The organism is Williamsia sp. Y853 (assembly GCF_056786495.1).
Genome location: NZ_JBXCJC010000003.1, coordinates 300,901 through 320,028 on the forward strand (window position 1 = coordinate 300,901; position 19,128 = coordinate 320,028).

General features: G+C 65.6%; 18 protein-coding genes and 6 tRNA genes. 8 read left to right on the forward strand and 16 right to left on the reverse strand.

Annotated elements, in window-relative coordinates; genetic code table 11:
- Positions 1-63: 63 nt before the first annotated feature.
- Both AC1TPF_RS17560 and AC1TPF_RS17565 read right to left on the reverse strand, forming a co-directional pair.
- Positions 64-1,347 carry an HRDC domain-containing protein gene (locus AC1TPF_RS17560; protein ID WP_482144860.1) on the reverse strand — a complete coding sequence of 428 codons (1,284 nt, stop codon included), beginning with the start codon at positions 1,345-1,347 and terminating at the stop codon, positions 64-66.
- A complete protein-coding gene (locus AC1TPF_RS17565) occupies positions 1,344-1,937 on the reverse strand; it encodes a DUF3000 domain-containing protein (RefSeq protein ID WP_482139269.1) in 594 nt (197 codons plus the stop codon). Before AC1TPF_RS17565 ends, AC1TPF_RS17560 begins: the two co-directional genes overlap by 4 nt.
- 74 nt (positions 1,938-2,011) lie before the next feature.
- Here AC1TPF_RS17565 and hemE point away from each other — a divergent pair, with 74 nt between their 5' ends.
- The 3 genes from hemE (at position 2,012) to hemQ (ending at position 5,181) form a co-directional block, all read left to right on the forward strand.
- Positions 2,012-3,061, forward strand: coding sequence for a uroporphyrinogen decarboxylase (gene hemE, locus AC1TPF_RS17570; protein WP_482139270.1), 1,050 nt, complete (start codon positions 2,012-2,014; stop codon positions 3,059-3,061).
- Positions 3,058-4,422 carry a protoporphyrinogen oxidase gene (gene hemG / locus AC1TPF_RS17575; protein WP_482144861.1) on the forward strand — a complete coding sequence of 455 codons (1,365 nt, stop codon included), beginning with the start codon at positions 3,058-3,060 and terminating at the stop codon, positions 4,420-4,422. Before hemE ends, hemG begins: the two co-directional genes overlap by 4 nt.
- A 63-nt stretch (positions 4,423-4,485) precedes the next feature.
- Positions 4,486-5,181 carry a hydrogen peroxide-dependent heme synthase gene (gene hemQ / locus AC1TPF_RS17580; RefSeq protein WP_482139272.1) on the forward strand — a complete coding sequence of 232 codons (696 nt, stop codon included), beginning with the start codon at positions 4,486-4,488 and terminating at the stop codon, positions 5,179-5,181.
- 113 nt (positions 5,182-5,294) lie between these two features.
- On the opposite strand, the gene AC1TPF_RS17585 is transcribed toward hemQ, so the two are convergent.
- Genes AC1TPF_RS17585 through AC1TPF_RS17595 form a run of 3 tightly spaced genes read right to left on the reverse strand, consistent with a single transcriptional unit; the run spans position 5,295 to position 8,987 of the window.
- On the reverse strand, positions 5,295-6,542 hold the full coding sequence (locus AC1TPF_RS17585; RefSeq protein ID WP_482139896.1) for a glycosyltransferase family 87 protein: 1,248 nt from the start codon (positions 6,540-6,542) through the stop codon (positions 5,295-5,297).
- A gap of 55 nt (positions 6,543-6,597) precedes the next feature.
- Positions 6,598-8,175 (reverse strand): alpha/beta hydrolase, encoded by a 1,578-nt coding sequence (locus AC1TPF_RS17590; protein WP_482144862.1) that lies wholly within the window; start codon positions 8,173-8,175, stop codon positions 6,598-6,600.
- Positions 8,176-8,201: 26 nt separating this feature from the next.
- Positions 8,202-8,987 (reverse strand): dihydrofolate reductase family protein, encoded by a 786-nt coding sequence (locus tag AC1TPF_RS17595; protein WP_482144863.1) that lies wholly within the window; start codon positions 8,985-8,987, stop codon positions 8,202-8,204.
- A gap of 34 nt (positions 8,988-9,021) precedes the next feature.
- On the opposite strand from AC1TPF_RS17595, the gene zapE reads away from it, so the two are divergent.
- The gene (gene zapE / locus AC1TPF_RS17600; RefSeq protein ID WP_482139275.1) at positions 9,022-10,035 is read left to right on the forward strand and encodes a cell division protein ZapE; all 1,014 of its coding nucleotides are present in this window, start codon (positions 9,022-9,024) and stop codon (positions 10,033-10,035) included.
- A 50-nt stretch (positions 10,036-10,085) separates the two neighbouring features.
- Positions 10,086-10,655 carry a YdeI/OmpD-associated family protein gene (locus AC1TPF_RS17605; protein ID WP_482144864.1) on the forward strand — a complete coding sequence of 190 codons (570 nt, stop codon included), beginning with the start codon at positions 10,086-10,088 and terminating at the stop codon, positions 10,653-10,655.
- A 12-nt stretch (positions 10,656-10,667) separates the two neighbouring features.
- Here AC1TPF_RS17605 and AC1TPF_RS17610 read toward each other — a convergent pair whose 3' ends face one another.
- From AC1TPF_RS17610 to AC1TPF_RS17650, 9 genes are all read right to left on the reverse strand, one after another.
- Positions 10,668-11,231, reverse strand: a complete 564-nt coding sequence (locus AC1TPF_RS17610; protein ID WP_482139277.1) for a GNAT family N-acetyltransferase — start codon at positions 11,229-11,231, stop codon at positions 10,668-10,670.
- Positions 11,232-11,239: 8 nt separating this feature from the next.
- Entirely contained in the window at positions 11,240-11,362 is a 123-nt protein-coding gene (locus AC1TPF_RS17615) for a hypothetical protein (RefSeq protein ID WP_482144865.1), read from the reverse strand.
- A gap of 71 nt (positions 11,363-11,433) precedes the next feature.
- Positions 11,434-12,747, reverse strand: a complete 1,314-nt coding sequence (locus AC1TPF_RS17620) for a glycosyltransferase (protein ID WP_482144866.1) — start codon at positions 12,745-12,747, stop codon at positions 11,434-11,436.
- Positions 12,744-13,331 carry a TetR/AcrR family transcriptional regulator gene (locus tag AC1TPF_RS17625; RefSeq protein WP_482144867.1) on the reverse strand — a complete coding sequence of 196 codons (588 nt, stop codon included), beginning with the start codon at positions 13,329-13,331 and terminating at the stop codon, positions 12,744-12,746. Before AC1TPF_RS17625 ends, AC1TPF_RS17620 begins: the two co-directional genes overlap by 4 nt.
- Positions 13,332-13,491: 160 nt before the next feature.
- A tRNA-Val gene (locus tag AC1TPF_RS17630) sits at positions 13,492-13,566 on the reverse strand.
- Positions 13,567-13,592: 26 nt separating this feature from the next.
- Positions 13,593-13,667: transfer RNA gene (locus AC1TPF_RS17635), tRNA-Gly, on the reverse strand.
- A 44-nt stretch (positions 13,668-13,711) separates the two neighbouring features.
- Positions 13,712-13,786: transfer RNA gene (locus AC1TPF_RS17640), tRNA-Val, on the reverse strand.
- Between the two features lie 32 nt (positions 13,787-13,818).
- A tRNA-Cys gene (locus AC1TPF_RS17645) sits at positions 13,819-13,892 on the reverse strand.
- A gap of 17 nt (positions 13,893-13,909) precedes the next feature.
- Positions 13,910-13,981: transfer RNA gene (locus AC1TPF_RS17650), tRNA-Gly, on the reverse strand.
- A gap of 240 nt (positions 13,982-14,221) precedes the next feature.
- On the opposite strand from AC1TPF_RS17650, the gene AC1TPF_RS17655 reads away from it, so the two are divergent.
- A tRNA-Val gene (locus tag AC1TPF_RS17655) sits at positions 14,222-14,293 on the forward strand.
- Positions 14,294-14,351: 58 nt separating this feature from the next.
- Here AC1TPF_RS17655 and AC1TPF_RS17660 read toward each other — a convergent pair.
- Both AC1TPF_RS17660 and AC1TPF_RS17665 read right to left on the reverse strand, forming a co-directional pair.
- Complete coding sequence (locus tag AC1TPF_RS17660) at positions 14,352-15,857, reverse strand: cellulase family glycosylhydrolase (protein ID WP_482144868.1); 1,506 nt, start codon at positions 15,855-15,857, stop codon at positions 14,352-14,354.
- 76 nt (positions 15,858-15,933) lie between these two features.
- Positions 15,934-16,560 (reverse strand): DUF2461 domain-containing protein, encoded by a 627-nt coding sequence (locus AC1TPF_RS17665; protein WP_482144869.1) that lies wholly within the window; start codon positions 16,558-16,560, stop codon positions 15,934-15,936.
- Positions 16,561-16,714: 154 nt separating this feature from the next.
- On the opposite strand from AC1TPF_RS17665, the gene AC1TPF_RS17670 reads away from it, so the two are divergent.
- Together AC1TPF_RS17670 and AC1TPF_RS17675 are read left to right on the forward strand one after the other, a co-directional pair.
- Positions 16,715-17,854: an acyl-CoA dehydrogenase family protein gene (locus AC1TPF_RS17670; protein ID WP_482139283.1), complete on the forward strand. Its 1,140-nt coding sequence runs from the start codon at positions 16,715-16,717 to the stop codon at positions 17,852-17,854.
- Positions 17,851-19,128, forward strand: a complete 1,278-nt coding sequence (locus AC1TPF_RS17675) for an acyl-CoA dehydrogenase family protein (protein ID WP_482139284.1) — start codon at positions 17,851-17,853, stop codon at positions 19,126-19,128. Before AC1TPF_RS17670 ends, AC1TPF_RS17675 begins: the two co-directional genes overlap by 4 nt.

Below are 19,128 nucleotides of genomic sequence, written 5' to 3' on the forward strand. Positions count from 1 at the left end.
CGCTCCACTTACGCACAAACGCTCCGGTTGCAACCGGAGCGTTTGTGCGTAAGTGGAGCGAATCTATTCGGCGGGTGGGGCAGTCGCGGGAGGAACGGTCGCGGGAGGAGCGGTCAGCGCTTCGGCGATCACGGGTGCGGTCAGTTCGACCTGCCAGGGGCGAGCGCCGCCTGCCGTCAATCGCTCGGCCACCGTGTCCGTCGACGGCGAAGCGATACCCTCCCAGCACAATTGGCGGACGAGCTCGGGCAGCAACAGGTTCTCAACCGGAACATCGACCCGTTCGGCGAGTTCGGTCAACCCGGCGCGAACAGCCGTATAGCGCGCTGCGGCCGCTGGTTCTTTGCCTTCCCACCGATTGACCGGCGGCAGACCGGTGGTCGGCGGCCGTCGCGAGGGGAGTTCGCTGTCGGGCAGGGTGCGTGCGGTCTCGAGCGCGTCCATCCAGCGTCCGGCGAGCCGGCGTTGGCGAGGACCACCGAAGACCGGCAGTTTGTAGAGTTCGTCCAGGGTTTTCGGGTCTGCGACCGCGGCGGCCACGATCGCGGAATCCGGAAGGATGCGACCCGGCGCGGTATCGCGCCGACGGGCCAGGTCTTCCCGCGTGTTCCACAATTGCTGCACCGCGGCCAGGGTCCGGGGTGACTTGATGGTGTGGATCTTCGAGACCCGCCGCCAGCGATCAGGGCGGGGTACAGGATCGGGCCGGGCCAGGATCGCCTCGAATTCCTGTGCGGCCCAAGTGTCTTTACCTGCCTCGACCAGTGCTGCCTGTACTGCGTCCCGCAACTCGATCAGGACCTCGACGTCGAGCGCCGCATAGTTCAGCCACTCGTCCGGCAGTGGGCGACGGGACCAGTCGGCGGCGCCGTGACCCTTGACCAGTCCGAGGCCGAGGAAGTGTTCGACCATGGCGGCCAGGTTGACCCTGGGGATGCCGGCGAGCCGGCCTGCCAGCTCGGTGTCGTAGAGCGCCGCGCACCGGAAGTTCAACTCGCGCAGGCACGGGAGGTCCTGGTCGGCGGCGTGCAGGATCCACTCCGGACCGTCGAGGACGTCGGCCACCGGACCGAGTGCCTCGGGGTGCTCGATCGGGTCGATCAGCATCGTCCCGCTGCCGTTGCGCCGGATCTGGATCAGGTAGGCGCGTCCGGAGTAGCGAAAACCCGATGCGCGTTCGGTGTCGAGGGCGATCGGGCCGGTTCCGTCGGCCAGCCGCTGTGCGGCGTCGGCAAACTCCTGCGGTGTGGTCAGGACCGGCGGAACACCGTCGGCCGGTGCAGTCAGCGGGATGGCCGGAGGCCCGGCGGGTTCTGCCGCCGGCTCCGGTGTGTCGGGATCGGTCACGCTTCGGCAAACCCGAGACGTGTCACGCCGGTCGGCGGGAGTCCGGCAGCGAGTGAGAGCACATTGCAGAAGGCTTCGACGTGGCCACTGAGGTCGTCGTTGGTGGCTGTCCACGACGCGCGCAGTTCCAGCTGATGCGCACGCGGGGGACCGGCGATGTCGCCGTAGCGAACCGAGGTCGTTGACGTGACGGTGCCGCCAAGGGCGGTCACGTCCACGCGGTCCGACTTCTCGAGCGCCTCGGTCAGCCAGCTCCAGGCAACCTCGGGCAGAAGTGGATCGGTGGCAAGATCCGCCTCCATCTCGGCCTGGATGAACGCCACCAGGCGCATCGTGCCGTTCCAGGCCTCATGGCCGTCGGGGTCGTAAAGCAGGATCAATCGGCCGAATGCGGTCCCGTCGGAATCTGTAGCGATGTCGCCGTCGTCAGGTTGGGTCACCTCTGCGCCGACGGCGTAACTGTAAGGCGCAAGTCGTTGTGGTGGACGTATGCTGCCGAGTTCGATCTCCGACCGGACCTTGGCCGCATGCATCGATTCGATTGCGCTGCGAAAGACCGCAGGCTCGGTCGAGGCTCCGGATGTGGTCACTGCTCGACCGTAGGGCCGATCAGGTCGGACGCAGCGGAGGCGCGCCGAGGGGCGCATGGCAGCATGTGGAGGTGATGTCTGAACATGATGCTCGCACTGTCTCTCCGCTGGTTGCGGCTGCCCGGGGGCAGGTTCCCAGTCGCCGTCCGGTGTGGTTCATGCGCCAAGCTGGGCGTTCGCTTCCAGAGTACCGGGAGATCCGCGCCGGTCGCGGGATGCTCGAGGCCTGCTTCGATCCGGAGCTGGTCTGTGAGATCACGATGCAGCCGGTCCGCCGCCACGGTGTTGACGCCGCAATCCTGTTCTCCGACATCGTTGTTCCACTCAAGGCCGCAGGCATCGACCTCGACATCGTCTCCGGTGTCGGTCCGGTGATCGCCAATCCGGTGCGCACCCACGCCGATATACAGGCCCTGCCGATCCTGAGGCCGGAGGCCGTTGGTGCGGTCTCGTCAGCGGTCAAGCTCCTCAAGGCAGAGCTCGGTGACACCGCGCTGATCGGGTTCGCCGGTGCACCGTTCACCCTGGCGTCGTATCTGATCGAGGGTGGTCCGAGCCGCAACTACGAGAACACCAAAGCGCTGATGTACTCCGAGCCCGCGGTGTGGCACGAACTGGTCGGCAAACTCGCCGACATCACGATCGCGTTCCTGCGGGTACAGCTCGAAGCCGGCGTCGATGCCATCCAGTTGTTCGACTCCTGGGCCGGGGCCCTGTCGGTCGCCGATTACCGCACCTACGCCAGGCCACATTCGGCTCGGGTGTTCGCCGAACTCGCGTCCTACGACGTACCGCGCATCCACTTCGGTGTCGGAACGGGTGAATTGCTGCACGACATGGGTACCGCGGGCGCCGATGTGGTGGGTGTCGACTGGCGGATCCCGCTCGACGAGGCTGCGCGTCGCGTCGGACCCGGCAAATCACTGCAGGGCAATCTTGATCCGGCGTTGCTGTTCGCGCCGTGGGAGGTCGTGGAAACCCACGTCCGTCGCATCGCCGCGGAAGCCGACGCCGCAATGGCCGCCGGTGCTGCGGGCCACATCTTCAACCTCGGTCACGGCGTACTGCCGACCACAGACCCGACCATGCTGACGCGGGTGGTGGAGCTGGTGCATTCGCTGTGAGCCCATCGCGGTTGGCAGTGATCGGTGGCGGTATCTCGGGTCTGACGGCTGCGTATCGTCTGCGGGCACTGCTCGGGCCGAACGCCACCATCGACCTTTTCGAGGCCACCGACCGGCTCGGCGGCACCCTCAAGGGTGTCGACCTGGCCGGCGTGCGGCTTGATGTCGGCGCCGAAGCGTTCCTGGTGCGTCGCCCGGAAGTCCCGGCGCTGCTGGCCGAACTCGGCATCTCGTCGCGGATGGTGCATCCGGGCACCCTCGGTCCCCGGATTCTGGCGCGTTCGGTCCTGGAACCGATGGCGCGGCCCACACTCATGGGCATCCCCGCCGATCCGGCCGTGGTCGCGCACCTCGCCGAACCCGCCGATCTGGCGTTGATGACCGACGAATCCTCCCGCCCGCTCGAGTGGACGTCCGGTCAGGACGTCTCCATCGGGGGATTGGTCGCGCAGCGTTTCGGCCGCTCGGTGGTCGACCGCAGTGTCGATCCGATGCTCTCCGGCGTCTATTCGGCGCGGGCCGACGATCTGGGTCTGCGTGCGGTGCTGCCCGCGCTTGCCGCGAAGTTGGATGCCGGGGTATCCAGTCTCACCGCAGCTGTGACCGACCTGCTCGGCGCCGCATCGGGGCAGGGGCCGATCTTCGGTGCAATGGCGGGTGGATACCCCGAACTCATCGACGTTCTCATCGAGCGGTCCGCGGCGACGCTGCGCACCGGGACCATCGTCACCGACATCCGTCGCGGCGACGGCGGCTGGCTTGTCGACGGCGTCGCCTACGACGGGGTCGTCTGTGCGCTCACCGCGCCAGCCGCAGCCCGGGTCATGAACTCTGAGCCCGACCTTGCGAAGCCGCTGTCGCGCGTCGACATCTCCGGATCCGCCGTGGTGGCACTGGCTTTGGGGCCGGAGGTGATCTTGCCGGAGTTGTCCGGAGTGCTGGTGGCCAGCGATGAAACCGTGGTGCGGGCCAAGGCGTTCACCTTCAGCAGTCAGAAGTGGCCGCATCTGGCAGGCCACGGCGCCCTCGTCCGCGCGTCCTACGGCCGGTTCGGCGCGTCCGTCACCGACATCGACGACGATCAGCTCATCGACTGGGCCAGGCGCGACCTGTCCACCGTCATCGGGATCTCCGGTGGCCGCGGCGAACCTCTGCGTCCGGTCGACGCCGTGGTGCAGCGATGGCCTTCCGGGCTGCCGCGCTACGGGACCGGGCATGCCGAACTGATCGCCGAGCTCGATCGCAGACGTCCGCGCGGCCTGGCCCTGGCCGGTGCCAGCTACAACGGGGTGGGGGTCCCGGCCTGTGTCGGCCGGGCCGACCTGGCCGCGCGCCAACTCGTCGCCGACCTGACCGCCTGACCTTCCGCGCATCGGTGCCCCTGGGCTGCCGAGACGGTGTCGGTGGGTGGCAGTATGAAATCCATGACCCGCCTGGATTATGCCGAAATCAATGCCACCGTCCGCTATCTGATGTTCTCAGTTTTCTCGGTTCGCCCCGGAGAACTGGGTGACGATCGGACCGAGGCGATTGCCGACGCCACCAAGTTCTTCGATTCGTTGGAAGAGCGCGGCGTCGTGGTCCGCGGTCTCTACGACGTCGCCGGCCTGCGAGCTGATGCCGACTTCATGATCTGGTGGCATTCGGAAGAGGTCGAACAGATCCAGGCCGCCTACGCCGACTTCCGCCGCACCACCATCCTGGGCAAGGCCAGCAACTCGGTGTGGAGCAATGTGGCCCTGCATCGCCCGGCCGAGTTCAACAAGAGCCACATCCCGGCCTTCCTCGCCGGTGAGGAAGCGGGCAAGTACATCTGCGTGTACCCGTTCGTGCGTTCGTACGAGTGGTACCTGCTGCCCGACGAGGAGCGTCGCAAGATGCTCGCCGACCACGGCAAGGAAGCCCGCGGATACAAGGACGTGCGCGCCAACACGGTCTCGTCGTTCGCTCTGGGCGACTACGAATGGTTGCTGGCCTTCGAGGCACCCGAACTGCACCGGATCGTCGACCTCATGCGTGATCTGCGGGCCACCGAGGCCCGCATGCACGTGCGCGAGGAGACACCGTTCTACACCGGGCCGCGGGTCGAGGTCGACAAGTTGATCGCCTCCCTGCCCTGATCTGGCGGCACACATAGACGAGCCGGATATACGAAGACGAGCCACACATATGTGGCTCGTCTTCGTATATCCGGCTCGTTTGCGCCGGTGGTGTCAGGTTTGTGGCCGTGGCGTCAGGCCAGTTGTTCGGCCTGGATCGGTTGATCTCGCTTTCGAAGATCGAGGTACCGGAAGAGCAGCGAACAGAACACCGCGATCATCAGCAGTGACCAGCCCCAGGTGACCTTGTTGTATTCGATGGCCCGACCGAGTGCTTCCCACCGAATCGAGTAGTAGGCGTCGAAGGTGAAGCAGCCGTAGATGCCCAGCCAGGCCGGCCAGTTCCGGATGGCCGAGCCACGCATCAGCACGGTCATCAGCAGCGGGAACAGGAGCATCGAGTAGTAGCCCTGGCCGAGTGAACCGACCAGCCACGAGGTGCACAGCAGAACGCCGGACGAGGTTGCCATCCACAGCAATTCGTCGGTTTTCCGGTAGTAGCGGTACAGGAACCAGAGACTGAACGCCGCCATCGCCACAAAGGCCAGACGCAACAGCCAGACCAACCAGGTGTCGACCCCGAAGTAGGCGCCGCTGCCGACGATCGAACTGTTGTAGTAGTCGCGGGCCTCGAAGAGGTACGGCGCTGTGCGGGTGAAGAAGTCCATGGGGTCGGCCGACAGCGGCCAGGCCATCGCGGTCAGCAGGATCGGCATTCCGATCGCGCCGATGAACACCTTCCACTGCCGGTTGAGCAGGGGCAACAGGAGCAGCACGGCCAGAACCGGTTTGACCGCGATCGTGATACCCAACGGGATACCGGCCCACAGATCCTTGCGTTTGAGTGCCCAGGTCATGAACAGCAATTCACCCAGCAGTACAAAGGAATTGAAGTTCACGAAGATCAGCGTGTGCGCGACGCTCTCGGACAGGAAGAACACGAACAGCACCACCGGCATCACCGGGGAGCGCCACGAATACCCGAACATCCGGGTGATCAGGAAGGCGCAGAAGACCAGGACTGCCGCCGAGGCGAAGATGAAAAGCCAGCGGGCTTTTTCCGGGTCGAGATACCCCAGCGGCGCCATCAGCATGGTGCCGGACGGCGGATACAGGTAATGCGGATCGACGGTGTTGTAGTTGCCGTCGTAGACGGGTTCGTTGCGCAGAAACGCGAGCGCGGCCTGGTACACCGGTGCGAAATCGTCGGTTCGATCGCCGTTGACACCCAGGATCAGAGACCGCTGGATCACCATCAGGATGGCCGCAGGCCACAGCACCATCGTCACTATGCGGCCGATGTCGACCTGCGGAAACAGCAGCCGATCACGGATCGTTGCAGGGCTGGTCGTCACATGTTCGTCGTCGCGGGTGTCATTCATCGGCACTGCCGCACCGTACTACGGTCGCCGGTGGTCGCGGCGGCCGACACGGGACTCAGGCCGGACATGCGCCCGTCGTCGGGGGCTCCCCGGAGCGGGCGTACGACATGACCGCCTCGCCTGCACAGTCGGAGTGGGCGGTCACCGAGTACCCGAGCCCTTCCCACGTCAGCATCGAGAAGTCGGCGCCGGCCGCCACCAAACCGCCGTTGACGCCGTCCGTCGCCACGGGACCGTTGATCGGGTCGCCTGCGCCCCGGAGGACCAGGACGGGCACCGGCAGCTCGCGCAGGGACGGCGCGGCGTCGCCGGAGGGGAATCCGTTGCATCGCAGGAGACCGAGCGCCGTATTGCCTCCGGTCAGGGGGTACTGCTGACTCCACTGGGTGATGAGGTCCGCGACCTGGTTCTGGCCGACGGGTTCGGTGGTGTCGTTGCAGCGCGAGAGCAGCTGACCGTCGCTGCCGCGCAGCTCCCTGGCCTGCTCGATCGCCGCGCGCAACGGACCGATAGTGCCGTCGTCGGCCTTGCTCAGCATGTCGGAGGTGGCCGCGATGACATCGGGCCGGTCACCGGGTGTCAGCGCGATGGTGGTGGTCAGCGCGAGCAGGATGTCGGTATCGGAGAGCCCGCCGACCTCACCGGCACGGGCCCGGTCGAGGAGCCCGGCGATGGTGGCCGCGGGATCGGCGCCGAGTGAACAGCTCACCGCCCGGCACTGTTCGGCGAAGGTGCGCAGGGCGGCAGTGGTTCCCTCCGCGATCTGCTGGCCCGAGCTCTGGGCGTTGGCGCCGTATGGGGCCGGGGTGTCGAGGATCAGCCGTGCAACGTGGTCGGTGTACAGACCGGCGTACGCCAGTGCCACAGCGGCGCCGTTCCCGACCCCGATGATCCCGATGCGCTCGACGTCCCACAGGACGCGCAGTTGCTCGAGGTCCGCGGCTGCGTTGTTGGTGGTGAATTGCACCTGGTGGGGGCTCAGGGTCTCCGTGCAGCCGTCGGATGCCGACGTCGCGGCGGCGGTGAGGCGGCGTTCGCGGTCCGCGGTCGCATCGGCAGGCACGCTGAAGCCGTTGCTCAGGAGCGTGTTGCGTTCGAGGTTGGTCATGCAGTCGAGGGGGAGCGACTCGCCGGTGCCCCTACGGTCGACGGCGACCACCGGGTTGCCTGCCAGTAGGGCGGCGCCGTCTCCGGAGGCCAGCGACACCAGGGTTCGGGCCGAGGCGAGATCGGTGCCAGAGGTCAGGACCAGCGGTGGCGCGTCGGCAGGAGTCGCCGATGATCGGGCCCGCACCGCGGACACCAGGACAGAATCCATGCTCTGGACACCGGGTGTGACCGAGTTCGTGTAGTTCGCGCAGTCGAGGGTGATGCCGTCGGGCAGCGAGGCGACGCCGAAACGATCGACCGTTTGGTCGGTGCATTCGCTCCAGTTGAGGTCCGATGCGGGCGCGTCCAGTGGAGGCGGGGCCTTCGCGGTCGATGGCGCCTGCTCCCCATTTCCGTCCTGCTTGATCACCAGATCGGGGCCGGGGTCCGGACCGGCGGAACAACCGGCGAGCGTGCCGATCGTCACCGCCATGGCAACCGCGCACAGTCGGAGCCGGCGGCGGATCACGGTGGGGCGTCGCATGATGGCGAGGGTACTGGCCGCCGGTGTCATCGCGGATCGCGCACCCAGCGCACGTACAGGTAGTCCTGGTCGTCGGCGAGGACGTGTGCCCGTCGCATCCGGCGGCCGGCGGTGCCGCCCGCGGTGAGGTGCTTGGTATCTCCGGCGGTGAGCAGCGGTGCGACCGTGACACACAACTCGTCGAGCAGATCCTGTTCGAGCAGTGTGCCGAGCAGCGACGGACCGCCTTCGCAGAGGACCCGCGGCCTGCCACTGCGGGCCAGGTGGGCGGCAACCGCGGTCATGTCGACACTGTCGGTGCCGCAATCGACGAGCGTGGCACCGGCCTCGAGAAGGCGTGCGCGCGCGTCAACGGGAGCGTTGCGGCAGGTGAGGATTTCGGTGTCGGCATCGGTGATGAGCGGATTGTCGGAGGGGATGCTGAGCGAGCTGCTCACCAATGCCAGTGTCGCCCTCGGGGATTGACCCAATCCGGTGCGACGCTCGGCGAGGTCGGGGTTGGCCTGCACCGGCCCGTAGCCTTCCGCGATCGCGGTTCGAGCCCCGACGACGACCACGTCGGCCAACCCGCGCAGCACCATGAACAACTGGTGGTCGCCGTCGCCGCCGAGGCCACCGGAAAGGCCGTCGACCACCGCGGCGCCGTCGATGGAACCGATCATGTTCGCGCGCATCACCACGCCGTCGGCCGGCGCCGGGGGATAGGCGTAGAGGTCCGCGAGAGCCTCGGAACCGATGTCCGCCACCGTGGTTTCCGCGCTGTCGTTGCCCCGGGTTCCTGTGAGCTGGGTCGCTTTCGTCAATGGGTGCACGGAACCATTCTGACCACTTGACTAGGCTCTCGACATGCCAGCACGTCTGAGCGACCGCACGCCGCAGGTCGCACCCGAGGCCCTCATCGGTGAGATGGTCCCGCCGTCGATGTTCGACGAGGTCAGTTTCGATTCCTACATACCCGATCCCAACGAGCCGAGCCAGGCTCAGGCGGTTGCTGCTGCACGCGCATTCGTCGAACGTGCCAAGAAGGTCAAGGGCGGCAAGAAAGGCCTGTTCGGACGCAAGTCCGCATCGCAGGCCGGAATCGGGCTCTACCTCGACGGCGGATTCGGTGTCGGTAAGACCCACCTGCTGGCCTCGATCTATCACGCGATGCCCGAACCCAAGGCGTTCGCGACGTTCGTCGAGGTGACGCACGTGGTGGGTGCCCTCGGTTTCGTCAACGCCCTCGAGCGACTCTCGGACCACACGGTGCTGTGCATCGACGAGTTCGAACTCGACGATCCCGGTGACACGATGCTGGTGTCACGGTTGCTGACCGAACTCTCGGCGAAGGGCGTCTCGATCGTCGCGACGTCGAACACGTTGCCCGGACAGCTCGGTGAGGGCCGTTTCGCAGCCCAGGACTTCCTGCGGGAGATCAAGAAGCTGTCGGCGGTCTTCGAATCCATTCGCGTCGACGGCCCCGACTATCGCCATCGTGACCTGCCGCCCGCGCCCGATCCGCACTCGGATGCCGAACTGCGGGAACTGGCGGAGAACACTCCGGGCGCCACCCTCGACGACTTCGACGAGCTGTGCGCGCATCTGGCCAAACTGCACCCGTCGAAGTACAAGGCATTGGTCGAAGGCGTCAGCGTCGCCTGCGTCTCCGGGGTGCACCCGGCCGCCGATCAAACGGTGGCATTGCGGATCGTCGTCCTGGCCGACCGGTTGTATGACGCGGGTATCCCGCTGATGGTCTCGGGCTCGAAGCTCGACGAGATCTTCACCGAAGAGATGTTGAACGGTGGTTACCGCAAGAAGTACCTGCGAGCGACCTCTCGTCTGCTGGCGCTCTCGCGGTTCGCCGAATCCAGGTAGCCGGCAGCGACTCGATCCGGGGTGGGTCGTCCTGGCCTTAGGCTGGTCAGATGGCTGACCCCGAGGCACCCCACGTGCACCCCACCGATCTGGCGGCGTGGAGTCGGTGGCTCGCAGACAACCACGACACGTCACCAGGTGTGTGGCTTGTGTTCTGGCGCAAAGAGTCCGGCAAAGTGCCCCTCGACTACGACGGGGCCGTCAGAGAGGCACTCTGCTGGGGCTGGATCGACGGCCACACCCGATCCATCGACGATGAGCGTCGTGGATTGTGGTTCACCCGCAGAGGGCGCAGCAGTGCGTGGGCGGCATCGAACAAGGCGCGAGTCGCCGATCTGATCGCGGAAGGCCGAATGCGGCCGCCGGGACAAGCAGTGATCGACGATGCCAAGGCCACCGGCTTGTGGAACCTCCTCGAGGACGCCGAGGCTCTCATCGAACCGGCGGAGCTGGCATCTGCGCTCGACGCCGCTCCGACGGCCCGCGGTCACTGGGACGGATTCCCGCCCAGCGTGCGGAAGTTCGCGCTGACGCAGATCGCCATGGCCAAGAGGCCGGAGACGAAGCGTAGGCGCATCGCCTCGATCGTCGAGAAAGCTGCCAGGGGCGAGCGGCCCTGACCGGGTGTCGGCTCAGACGGAACCGTCTTCTGGCCTGCGCGCGAAGATGAAGTCGTTACACCTGGTGCCGCTGACCTGAAAGGTCTTGTGGCCCACGATGCCGAATCCCATTTTTTGGTAGAAGCGTTGTGCCCGTATGTTTTTCTGGTTGACGCCGAGCCAGACCAGCGCACTACCGGCCTCCGCTGCGTGGCCCAGCGTCGCGGCCATCAACCCGGCCGACGTGTCGCGGCCGTGATGGCCGGGCAGCACGTACATTTTCGACAGCATGGTCACCGGGCGTTCGGTGATGGTGGCCAGCACGTCGCGATCAGTGGGCTCTTCGTCGATGACAAGTGCGTACCCGGTGATCGCCGAGGTGGCCGGGTCGACGGCCTTGAAGACGTGGTGTGTGGGCTCGGCCATGAATGCCAGGAAATGTTCCGTCGTGAGGTTGTGGGCCACGAAGTCGTCGATGTCGGCGATCGTGAGTTCTGGCGGGCACGCGAGAGGGAAGGTCACGGCCGCAACGGCCGCGATCTCCGCGGCGTCTTCTGGCGCGGCGATGAGGATCTGCGCCGTGTCGTATTCGGGCATGTGGCCGGTCATCCTTGTTGGTCGGCTGGGCGGAGGAGGATTTCGTTGATGGCCAGGTGCTGTGGCCGGGTGAGGAGGAATGCAATGATCTCGGCGACCTCGTCCGGGGTGCCGTTGGGGCTCTCGCTCATGGTGTTCCTCCCGTGCGGGGCGTCGGAATAGGACCTCGGCCGCGTAGTTCTCGAGCGCACCCTTTAGTTCATCACCCTTGACGCCCCGACGTCGACGGTTCGGAGTCGACGGTTCCGGTGTCCGCGGTGTCCTCGATGTCCTCGAGTTCGGCGACCAGGGTGCCCGCTGCCGCGTCGCGCCTGATGATCGCGCCGAGTTCGGTTGCGGCCTCGCCGTACGACGGAACCTCCAGGACACGCCGTGTGGCCTCCGCGATCTTCTGTGGTGTTGCTTTGCGCGGCAGCGTGATCCCGGCGCCCCGGGCGCTGACGCGGACGGCGTTGTCGGCCTGGTCCCGGCCATGGGGCATCGCGACGATCGGTACACCGGCAGCCAGGGCGCGGACAACTGTGCCGTGGCCGGCGTGGGTGATGACCGCGTGGGCATGTTCCAGGACCGCAGAGTGGGGCGCCGCGGTGACCACGGTGACGTTGTCGGGGGCGTCCAGGGAGGCGGGATCGATCGCCGGTCCGGTGGTCACATAGCCGCGAACCGGCATCTGCGCGAGCGCGTCGATGATGCGCTGCAAACAGTCCACCTGGTCCTGAAATGTCGATGAGAGGGCCACCAGGACCAATGGGGCATCACCTGGGGGAGGCGTCCACGGAGTCGAGACGGTCCATGCCGGGTCGTCGAGGACAGCTCCGACGTACCGCACGTGGTCCGGCATCTGCGCGGGGAAGTCGAACTCGGCAGAGGTGAGCACAAGGTGTTTGCGTGCCGCGTGCACCTGATCGAAGAACTCCGGCACCGGAGCCAGTCCATAGGCCACCCGCAGTGCGTTCAGCGCCTCGGTGCCCTTGTTCCACTGCCGAAGTGTCAGTGTCCGGACGATGCGATCACGGAGTCGGGTCAGCCGGCCGTCGGCCGGCCGCAGTCCGAGGCCGAACGGCGGCATGTCTTTCGCGGGCAGGAGATAGGCGTTGGCAAACGGCACATCGAACGGAACTCCGCGGGCCTGCGCTGCGACCATCGCGCCGACCGCGAAAAACGAGCAGATCGCCAGATCGGGATGCACCTTGTCGATGGCCGCGACCATGTCGCGGGCGTAGGCGGGAGCCGGGCCGACGAACTGACGATCGCGGAGCCGGGTGAACAACGCGATCGGGTTCGAGCATTCCCAATCCTGCAGAGGATCGTCCTGCGCGCTGCGTGAGGGACGATTCGGTGCGGATGTCCAGGGCACAAAAGTCGCGCCGATGGCTTCGACATCGGCGATCATCGAATCCTCGGCGAGGACGGTGACATGGTGGCCACGTTCGATGAGTCTGCGGGCGGCACCGAGTTCAGGGGGTACCGTGCCGCCGCCGTCGACCAGCGCGAAAAGATACGTGTGAACATTCATGTTCTGGTTCCTTTCAGGACGCCGACGACCAGATCGGCCATCGATTGTTCGGTTGCCGATCGGCTCAGACGGAGATCGCGCCGCAGCAGTTTCCAGACGTAGACATCGGTGGCCGCGTGCAAGGTGTTCAGTGCATGCGCGCGTGCGTCCGGCTCGGTGGGCAGGTGGTCGCCGAACATCGCTGCCAACCACTGCTGGTGAAAGGTCCGGGCTTTGTCCAATGCGGCGGCCAGGTCGGGAAAGCGATCGGCGGACATCGCCCACCGGACGTTCGCATCGCCCATCAGCTCGTACTCGCCGACCAGTGCGCTGATGGCACCACTGATGTCGCCGGGCCGCGCGGCGTGACGGGCAACGTTGGTCTGTTCCGCCAGCGACTCGGCCAATCCGAGGACCACTCCGGCCTTGGATTCGAAATGATTGAGCACGGTCTGGTGTGAGCAACCCGATGCCTTGGCGATCGACGCCAGCGTCACGTCCTCGAAGGACTTTTCCATGAAGAGGTCCTTCGCGGCGGCGAGGATTCGCTCCCGCGTGGCAACTTTGCTCTCGGCGCGGCCGGTCTGGGTGTACGTACGTGTCATTTTCATTTGACTGCCACTCAAGCACTGACTTGAGTGACGGTCAAGCGAATTCCTTCGAAGTATGCAAAAAGCCGGACCGCATGAGCGGCCCGGCTGTGGCTGTAGGTGGTAGTGCACAAGAAAAACCCAGCCGCAGGGCTGGGTTTTTCCTTTCGAACGATGGTGCGCGATACAGGGATTGAACCTGTGACCTCTTCCGTGTCAGGGAAGCGCTCTCCCGCTGAGCTAATCGCGCTTGTTCACGGGGGACTTCGTTCTTTTTGGAGCGGATGACGGGATTCGAACCCGCGACCCTCACCTTGGCAAGGTGATGCGCTACCACTGCGCCACATCCGCATTCGTTGAAGAAGCCCCGGTACAAACCGGGGCTTCTTCAACGATGGTGCGCGATACAGGGATTGAACCTGTGACCTCTTCCGTGTCAGGGAAGCGCTCTCCCGCTGAGCTAATCGCGCGAGACTTGTTTAGTTTTAGCCTATCCAACTTGTGGAGGCGGCGACGGGAATCGAACCCGTGTGCACGGCTTTGCAGGCCGTTGCCTCACCACTCGGCCACACCGCCACGGTGAATCTCGATCGAGCGGATGACGGGATTCGAACCCGCGACCCTCACCTTGGCAAGGTGATGCGCTACCACTGCGCCACATCCGCATTCGGAACCAGGGTCTTGGTCATGCTGTCCTGGCAACGAGGACAAACATTATCGGACCGACCCGCAAAGTCACAAATCGCCTGATCAGCCCGGTTTTCGGTGAAGGCGGCGCCCGTGTTGATCGAGTTTCGGGTGGTGTCGGTGGGGTTGGTGGGATCGACCTTGCGATTTGGTTACGCGCGGGGTCATCGTGTTAATGTCTTCCGGTCGCAACCGAAGGATTTCGGTCACGACAATCTGGTCCCGTGGCTCAGTGGAAGAGCGTCCCGTTCACACCGGGAAGGTCGCTGGTTCGATCCCAGCCGGGACCACAAGGTCAGGCGTTATTTGCAGGTAGTCGTGTAAGTCCCGTGGAGATCCCGGGCCTCATCAGCGAGTGAGTTCCACAGTGACCGTGCCTCCGGTGTTCTCGATTTCCAGCAACTGCGCGTTCGGTGCTGAGGTCACCTGTCCGCCGGTCACCCGGACCGTGTAGCCGCCCGGATAGTGGCGGTCGACGGGGACGAAGATCTCGGTTGGTGCGCGCACGCCCGCACGTGGCGTCCAGTCCAGCACCACGCGTCCCGTTGCCGGATCGTAGGAATAGCGGGTGGGCACCCCAGAGATCGCCTGCGGAGACGGACGTGCGATCACATCCGCCATCGGTTGCCGAATGGTGCTCATGTCATCGGGATCGTCGAACAGGTCGCCGTCGCCGATGCCGCCCGGATAGTCGATCCAGTCCTTGTAGCCCCAGAGCATCCAGCCGGTCAGGTATTTGTCGCTCAGTTGCATGATGCGTTCGATCTCGACCACGTCCTGCGTGTCGCCGAACTCGGTCTGCACCACCGCCGCACCCATCCGGTCGGCCGCACTGATCGCATTGCGGTAGACGGTGTTGTCCAGCTCGGGGCAGGCCGGATACCCGAGCGCTGTGGACTCCTGGTCGGCGCTCTTGGTCGCCAGCGAGGTACCGCAGTAATCGTGGAAGCCGAACACCACCGGCTCGACTTCGGCCGGTGGCGGCTGTAGGAACGTCGGCGATCCGATGTCGGCGATCAGATGCGGCTCATAGAACACCGGGGTGGCGCGGTCGACCGAACGCACCGCGAGGGCGAGTTTGTCCTGCAGCGGTTGTAGCTGGTTCTTGTCGAAGTCCGGACACCCACCCGGCGGCAGACAGCTCGGAAACGCCGTCCCCGGCCATGGCTCGTTGAACAGGTCGTAGCCGAGGAGATGATCGTTGCCGACGTCCTCGGACTGGACCGCTTGCGCGAGGGTGCGCCACGCGCCCGCCATCGCATCAGCGATGCCGTCCCGATTGGCGTAGAGATTGTCGAACGTCCGCTGCAGTGCGGGGTTGGTGAAAGCCGAGGCACCTTGGGTGATCTCCGGTGGATTCGGCCAGTCGTCGGTGAAGGTGGCCCAGTCCGGGAATCCGGCGCCGTTCACCTTTTCGTTGTAGTTGTCCTGATGGAACTCCAGCAGCACCCAGATCCCGTTCCGGGTCAGCACGTCGATCTCGCGGAGGATCTCGTTCAGATAGGCCTGATCGATAACGCCGCGGGTGGGTTCCAAACCCTTCCAGAACCAGGCGAGCCGAACGGAGTTGACGCCCAACGACGTCAGCAGCTCGGCATCGCGATCGGTGACCGCTTCTGCAGGCGGGTGATAGGGAGGCTTCTTGTGGGCGATCTGCAATCCGTGGAGGTAGATCGTGCGTCCGCGGGCGTCGATCAGCCACCGTCCATCCGTGCTGACCCCATCCGTGCCGGCCGAGGACATCCGCGGATCGGCGCTGGATCCGGCCGCGGGGAGTAGCAGTGTCGCGATGGTCAGCATCACGACGAGGGACACCATGGTGCCGGCACGTGGCCGCAACGATCCGGTTGTCATCAGAATCCTTGGTGGTAGCCCATGGACGGGGTTCAGGTTCCGATCAGTCAACCATCCAGGATTCGACGTCGCGCCGTTATCCGTGGCGCATCGCCCATTCGACCAGTGGTGTGCCCGCTCGCCACTCCGCACGCACGCGGTCGACCAGTGCTGGGGTATGGATGAACTCGTCGAACCCGAAGTCGCGGGTGGCGGTGAGGGTCTTGTGGCGCAGCAACGCGATCCGTGGATGGTTCACGTCCCACCCGCGGGGCGCGGTCTTGAGTTGGCTCCCGCCGATGTCCCAACCGTTCGCCCGCATGGCATCGACGAGATGTTCCAGTTCGGGGCCGTAGAGGTCGTTGTCGATCGCGGACCGCAGATTCGCCAGTCGTTCAGCAGGCGAGTCGTAGTAGCCGACGGCGACCTTCACACCCGGAGCGCCGATCTGTACGTAGTAGCCGGTCGCCGGTCCGACGGCCACGAACGCTCCCTGGTGCGTTTTGTACGGCGTCTTGTCCTTGGCGAACCGAACGTCGCGGTAGGGACGAAACACCTTGGGCGCACCGAACTCGTCGCTCAACGCTTCGGTGAGTTCGTTCATCGGACCTGCGACAGCGAGTTGGTACGTCTCTTTGTGCGCATCCCAGAACGCTCTGGAGTTGTCCTGCTCCAAGTCGTCGTAAAAGTCGAGTGCGGCCTCGGGGAAGCCCTGAAAGCTCATCGTCGAATTCTACGTGGGCGTGATTCGCCGGTGACCTCCACTTGCCCCGGTAGGCCCCGAGCGGCTACTAATTGAATTCTGGATGAGAATTACGTTCTCGCTCAGAGAGATTTGTGTATCCGCAGGTGCGACCGAGGTGAGGACGTCCACGCCCATGTTGTTGGAACTGACTGACGATCAAGAGTTCTTCCGGGACACCACGGACCGGTTCCTGTCCGCCAAGGTGCCGGTTGCCGAACTCCGTCGTCTTCGGGACGACCCGGTCGGGTATCCGTCGGACTACTGGCGCAAAGGCGCCGAGCTGGGTTGGACCAGCCTGCTGGTCGACGAGCGGCACGGTGGTGGATCCATCAGTGGGTCGGGGCTCGCCGACCTCACGTTGGTGGCCCACGAGTTCGGCCGCCACGCTGCGCCGGGCCCGCTGCTGCCCACGAACGTCGTTGCCTCACTTCTGAATACCGACGGCTCCGATGATCACGTTGCGGTGCTCGAAGCACTTCTGGCAGGCACGGCGACCGCGGCCTGGGCACTGGCCCGGCCGAACCCGAAATCATTGGTGGCCGTCCCCGCGACCTCGATCACCATCGACGGCGACGAGGTGGTGGTCCACGGGACCAAGCGCCCCGTCGAAGGCGCTGCGGCCGCCGACCACCTGCTCGTGGTCGGGCGGACCGGTGAAGGCCTGTCGCAGGTGCTCGTCCCGCGGACCGCCACCGGCGTCACGGTCAAGCCCCTGCAATCGATCGACCTGACCCGGCGCTACGCGGCCGTCGACTTCGACAATGTCCGCGTGCCGCGTTCGGCGCTGGTCGGTGAGCCGGGGCAGGCTCGCGAGGCCGTCACCCGCGGTTGTCAGGTGGCGATCGTGATCAGCTGCGCCGAGTCGGTCGGCGCGATGCAGTCGGTGTTCGACATGACACTCGAGTGGGCCTTCGACCGCTATTCCTTCGGCCGGGCCCTGGCCTCCTACCAGGAGATCAAGCATCGCTTCGCCGACATGAAGATGTGGCTCGAAGCCAGTCACGCCGTTGCCGACGCCGCCGCAGCGGCAGTCGCTGCGCAGGTCCCGAACGTTGCGGAAGTCGTCAGTGCCGCCAAGGCCTACATCGGTCAGTACGGCGAAGAACTGATGCAGGACTGTGTGCAGATCCACGGCGGCATCGGTGTCACGTTCGAACACGACCTGCACCTGTACAGCAGGCGCGCGAGTGCCAATCGATCCACCTTCGGTGTACCTGCCGATCACCGTCAACGCATCGCCGACATCGTCCTGCGCCAGGAGGCCACGGTATGACCGCCCCCAATACAGACACCGAGATCGAATCCGTCGAGGAGTTCGGCGCCCGCGCGCGGGCCTGGGTTCAGGACAATCTCAAGCGTTCCGACCCCGCCGCCCACATCGGAGTCATGCGTAATGAGGGCAGCGACGAAGAGGAAGTCGCCCTCGTCGCGCGCGAGCGTGAGGTCCAGCGCATGTTCTACGACGCCGGATTCGCCGGCATCTGCATCCCGCGCGAGTACGGCGGGCGCGGACTCACCCGGGCCCACCTGAAAGCCCTCGACGACGCGCTCGGCGGTTACGAGTATCCGGCCCGTCTGCAGTCGCCCACGTTTGCGCCCTGTGTGGGTGTCATCCTCGACTACGGCACCGAAGAGCAGAAGAAGCAGCACATCCCCGCCATCTTGAAGGGCGAGGAGATCTGGATGCAGTTCCTCTCCGAACCCAGCGGTGGGTCGGATGTGGCAGGCGCGTTGACCACCGCGGTGCGTGACGGTGACGAGTGGGTGCTCAACGGGTCGAAGATCTGGACCACCGGCGCCTGGTGGTCGGACTGGGCGTTGTGCCTGGCCCGCACCAACTGGGACGTCCCCAAGCATCGGGGTCTGACGGTGTTCATGCTGCCGCTGCGCCAGCCCGGCATCGAGGTGCATCGCATCGAACTCCTGAACGGGTCGCGGGAGTTCTGCCAGGAATACCTGACCGACGTCAGGGTCCCGGACAGCGACCGGGTCGGTGACATCGACAACGGCTGGAAGGTCGGCACCGGCTGGATGTTCCATGAGCGGATGGCCCATCACTCGCCGTATACGACGATGCCTGCCGGTTCGGCCCGCGGTGGTTCGCGCGTGCCCGAGCTGGTCGAGGTGCTGCAGGATTCCGGCCGGGCCGACGATCCGATCAGTCGCGATCTGATCGGCGAGGCGCGGATGTTCGATGTGGTCAAAGATGCGTTGCAACAGCGTATTTCGCGCGGTATTGCCAAGAAGACCGTGTCGGATCAGGCGGCCAGCATCGCCCGGTTGATGACCGGTGTGGCCGCCGTACGCTCCACGTCTATCGGATACGAGCTGACCGATGCCTCCGGTGCCGCGTGGGACAGCGACGACGGCGCCGTCGCCGAACGCGGCGTGGACAACCTCATGCGGCAGGTCTCCACGATCGCAGGCGGCACCACCGAGATGGCCCGCAACGCGATCAGCGAGCGACTGCTCGGGATGCCGCGTGAGCAGACTCACGACGTCAACCTGGCATTCCGCGACGTGCCGAGGGGTCGCTCCGGCAGCTGA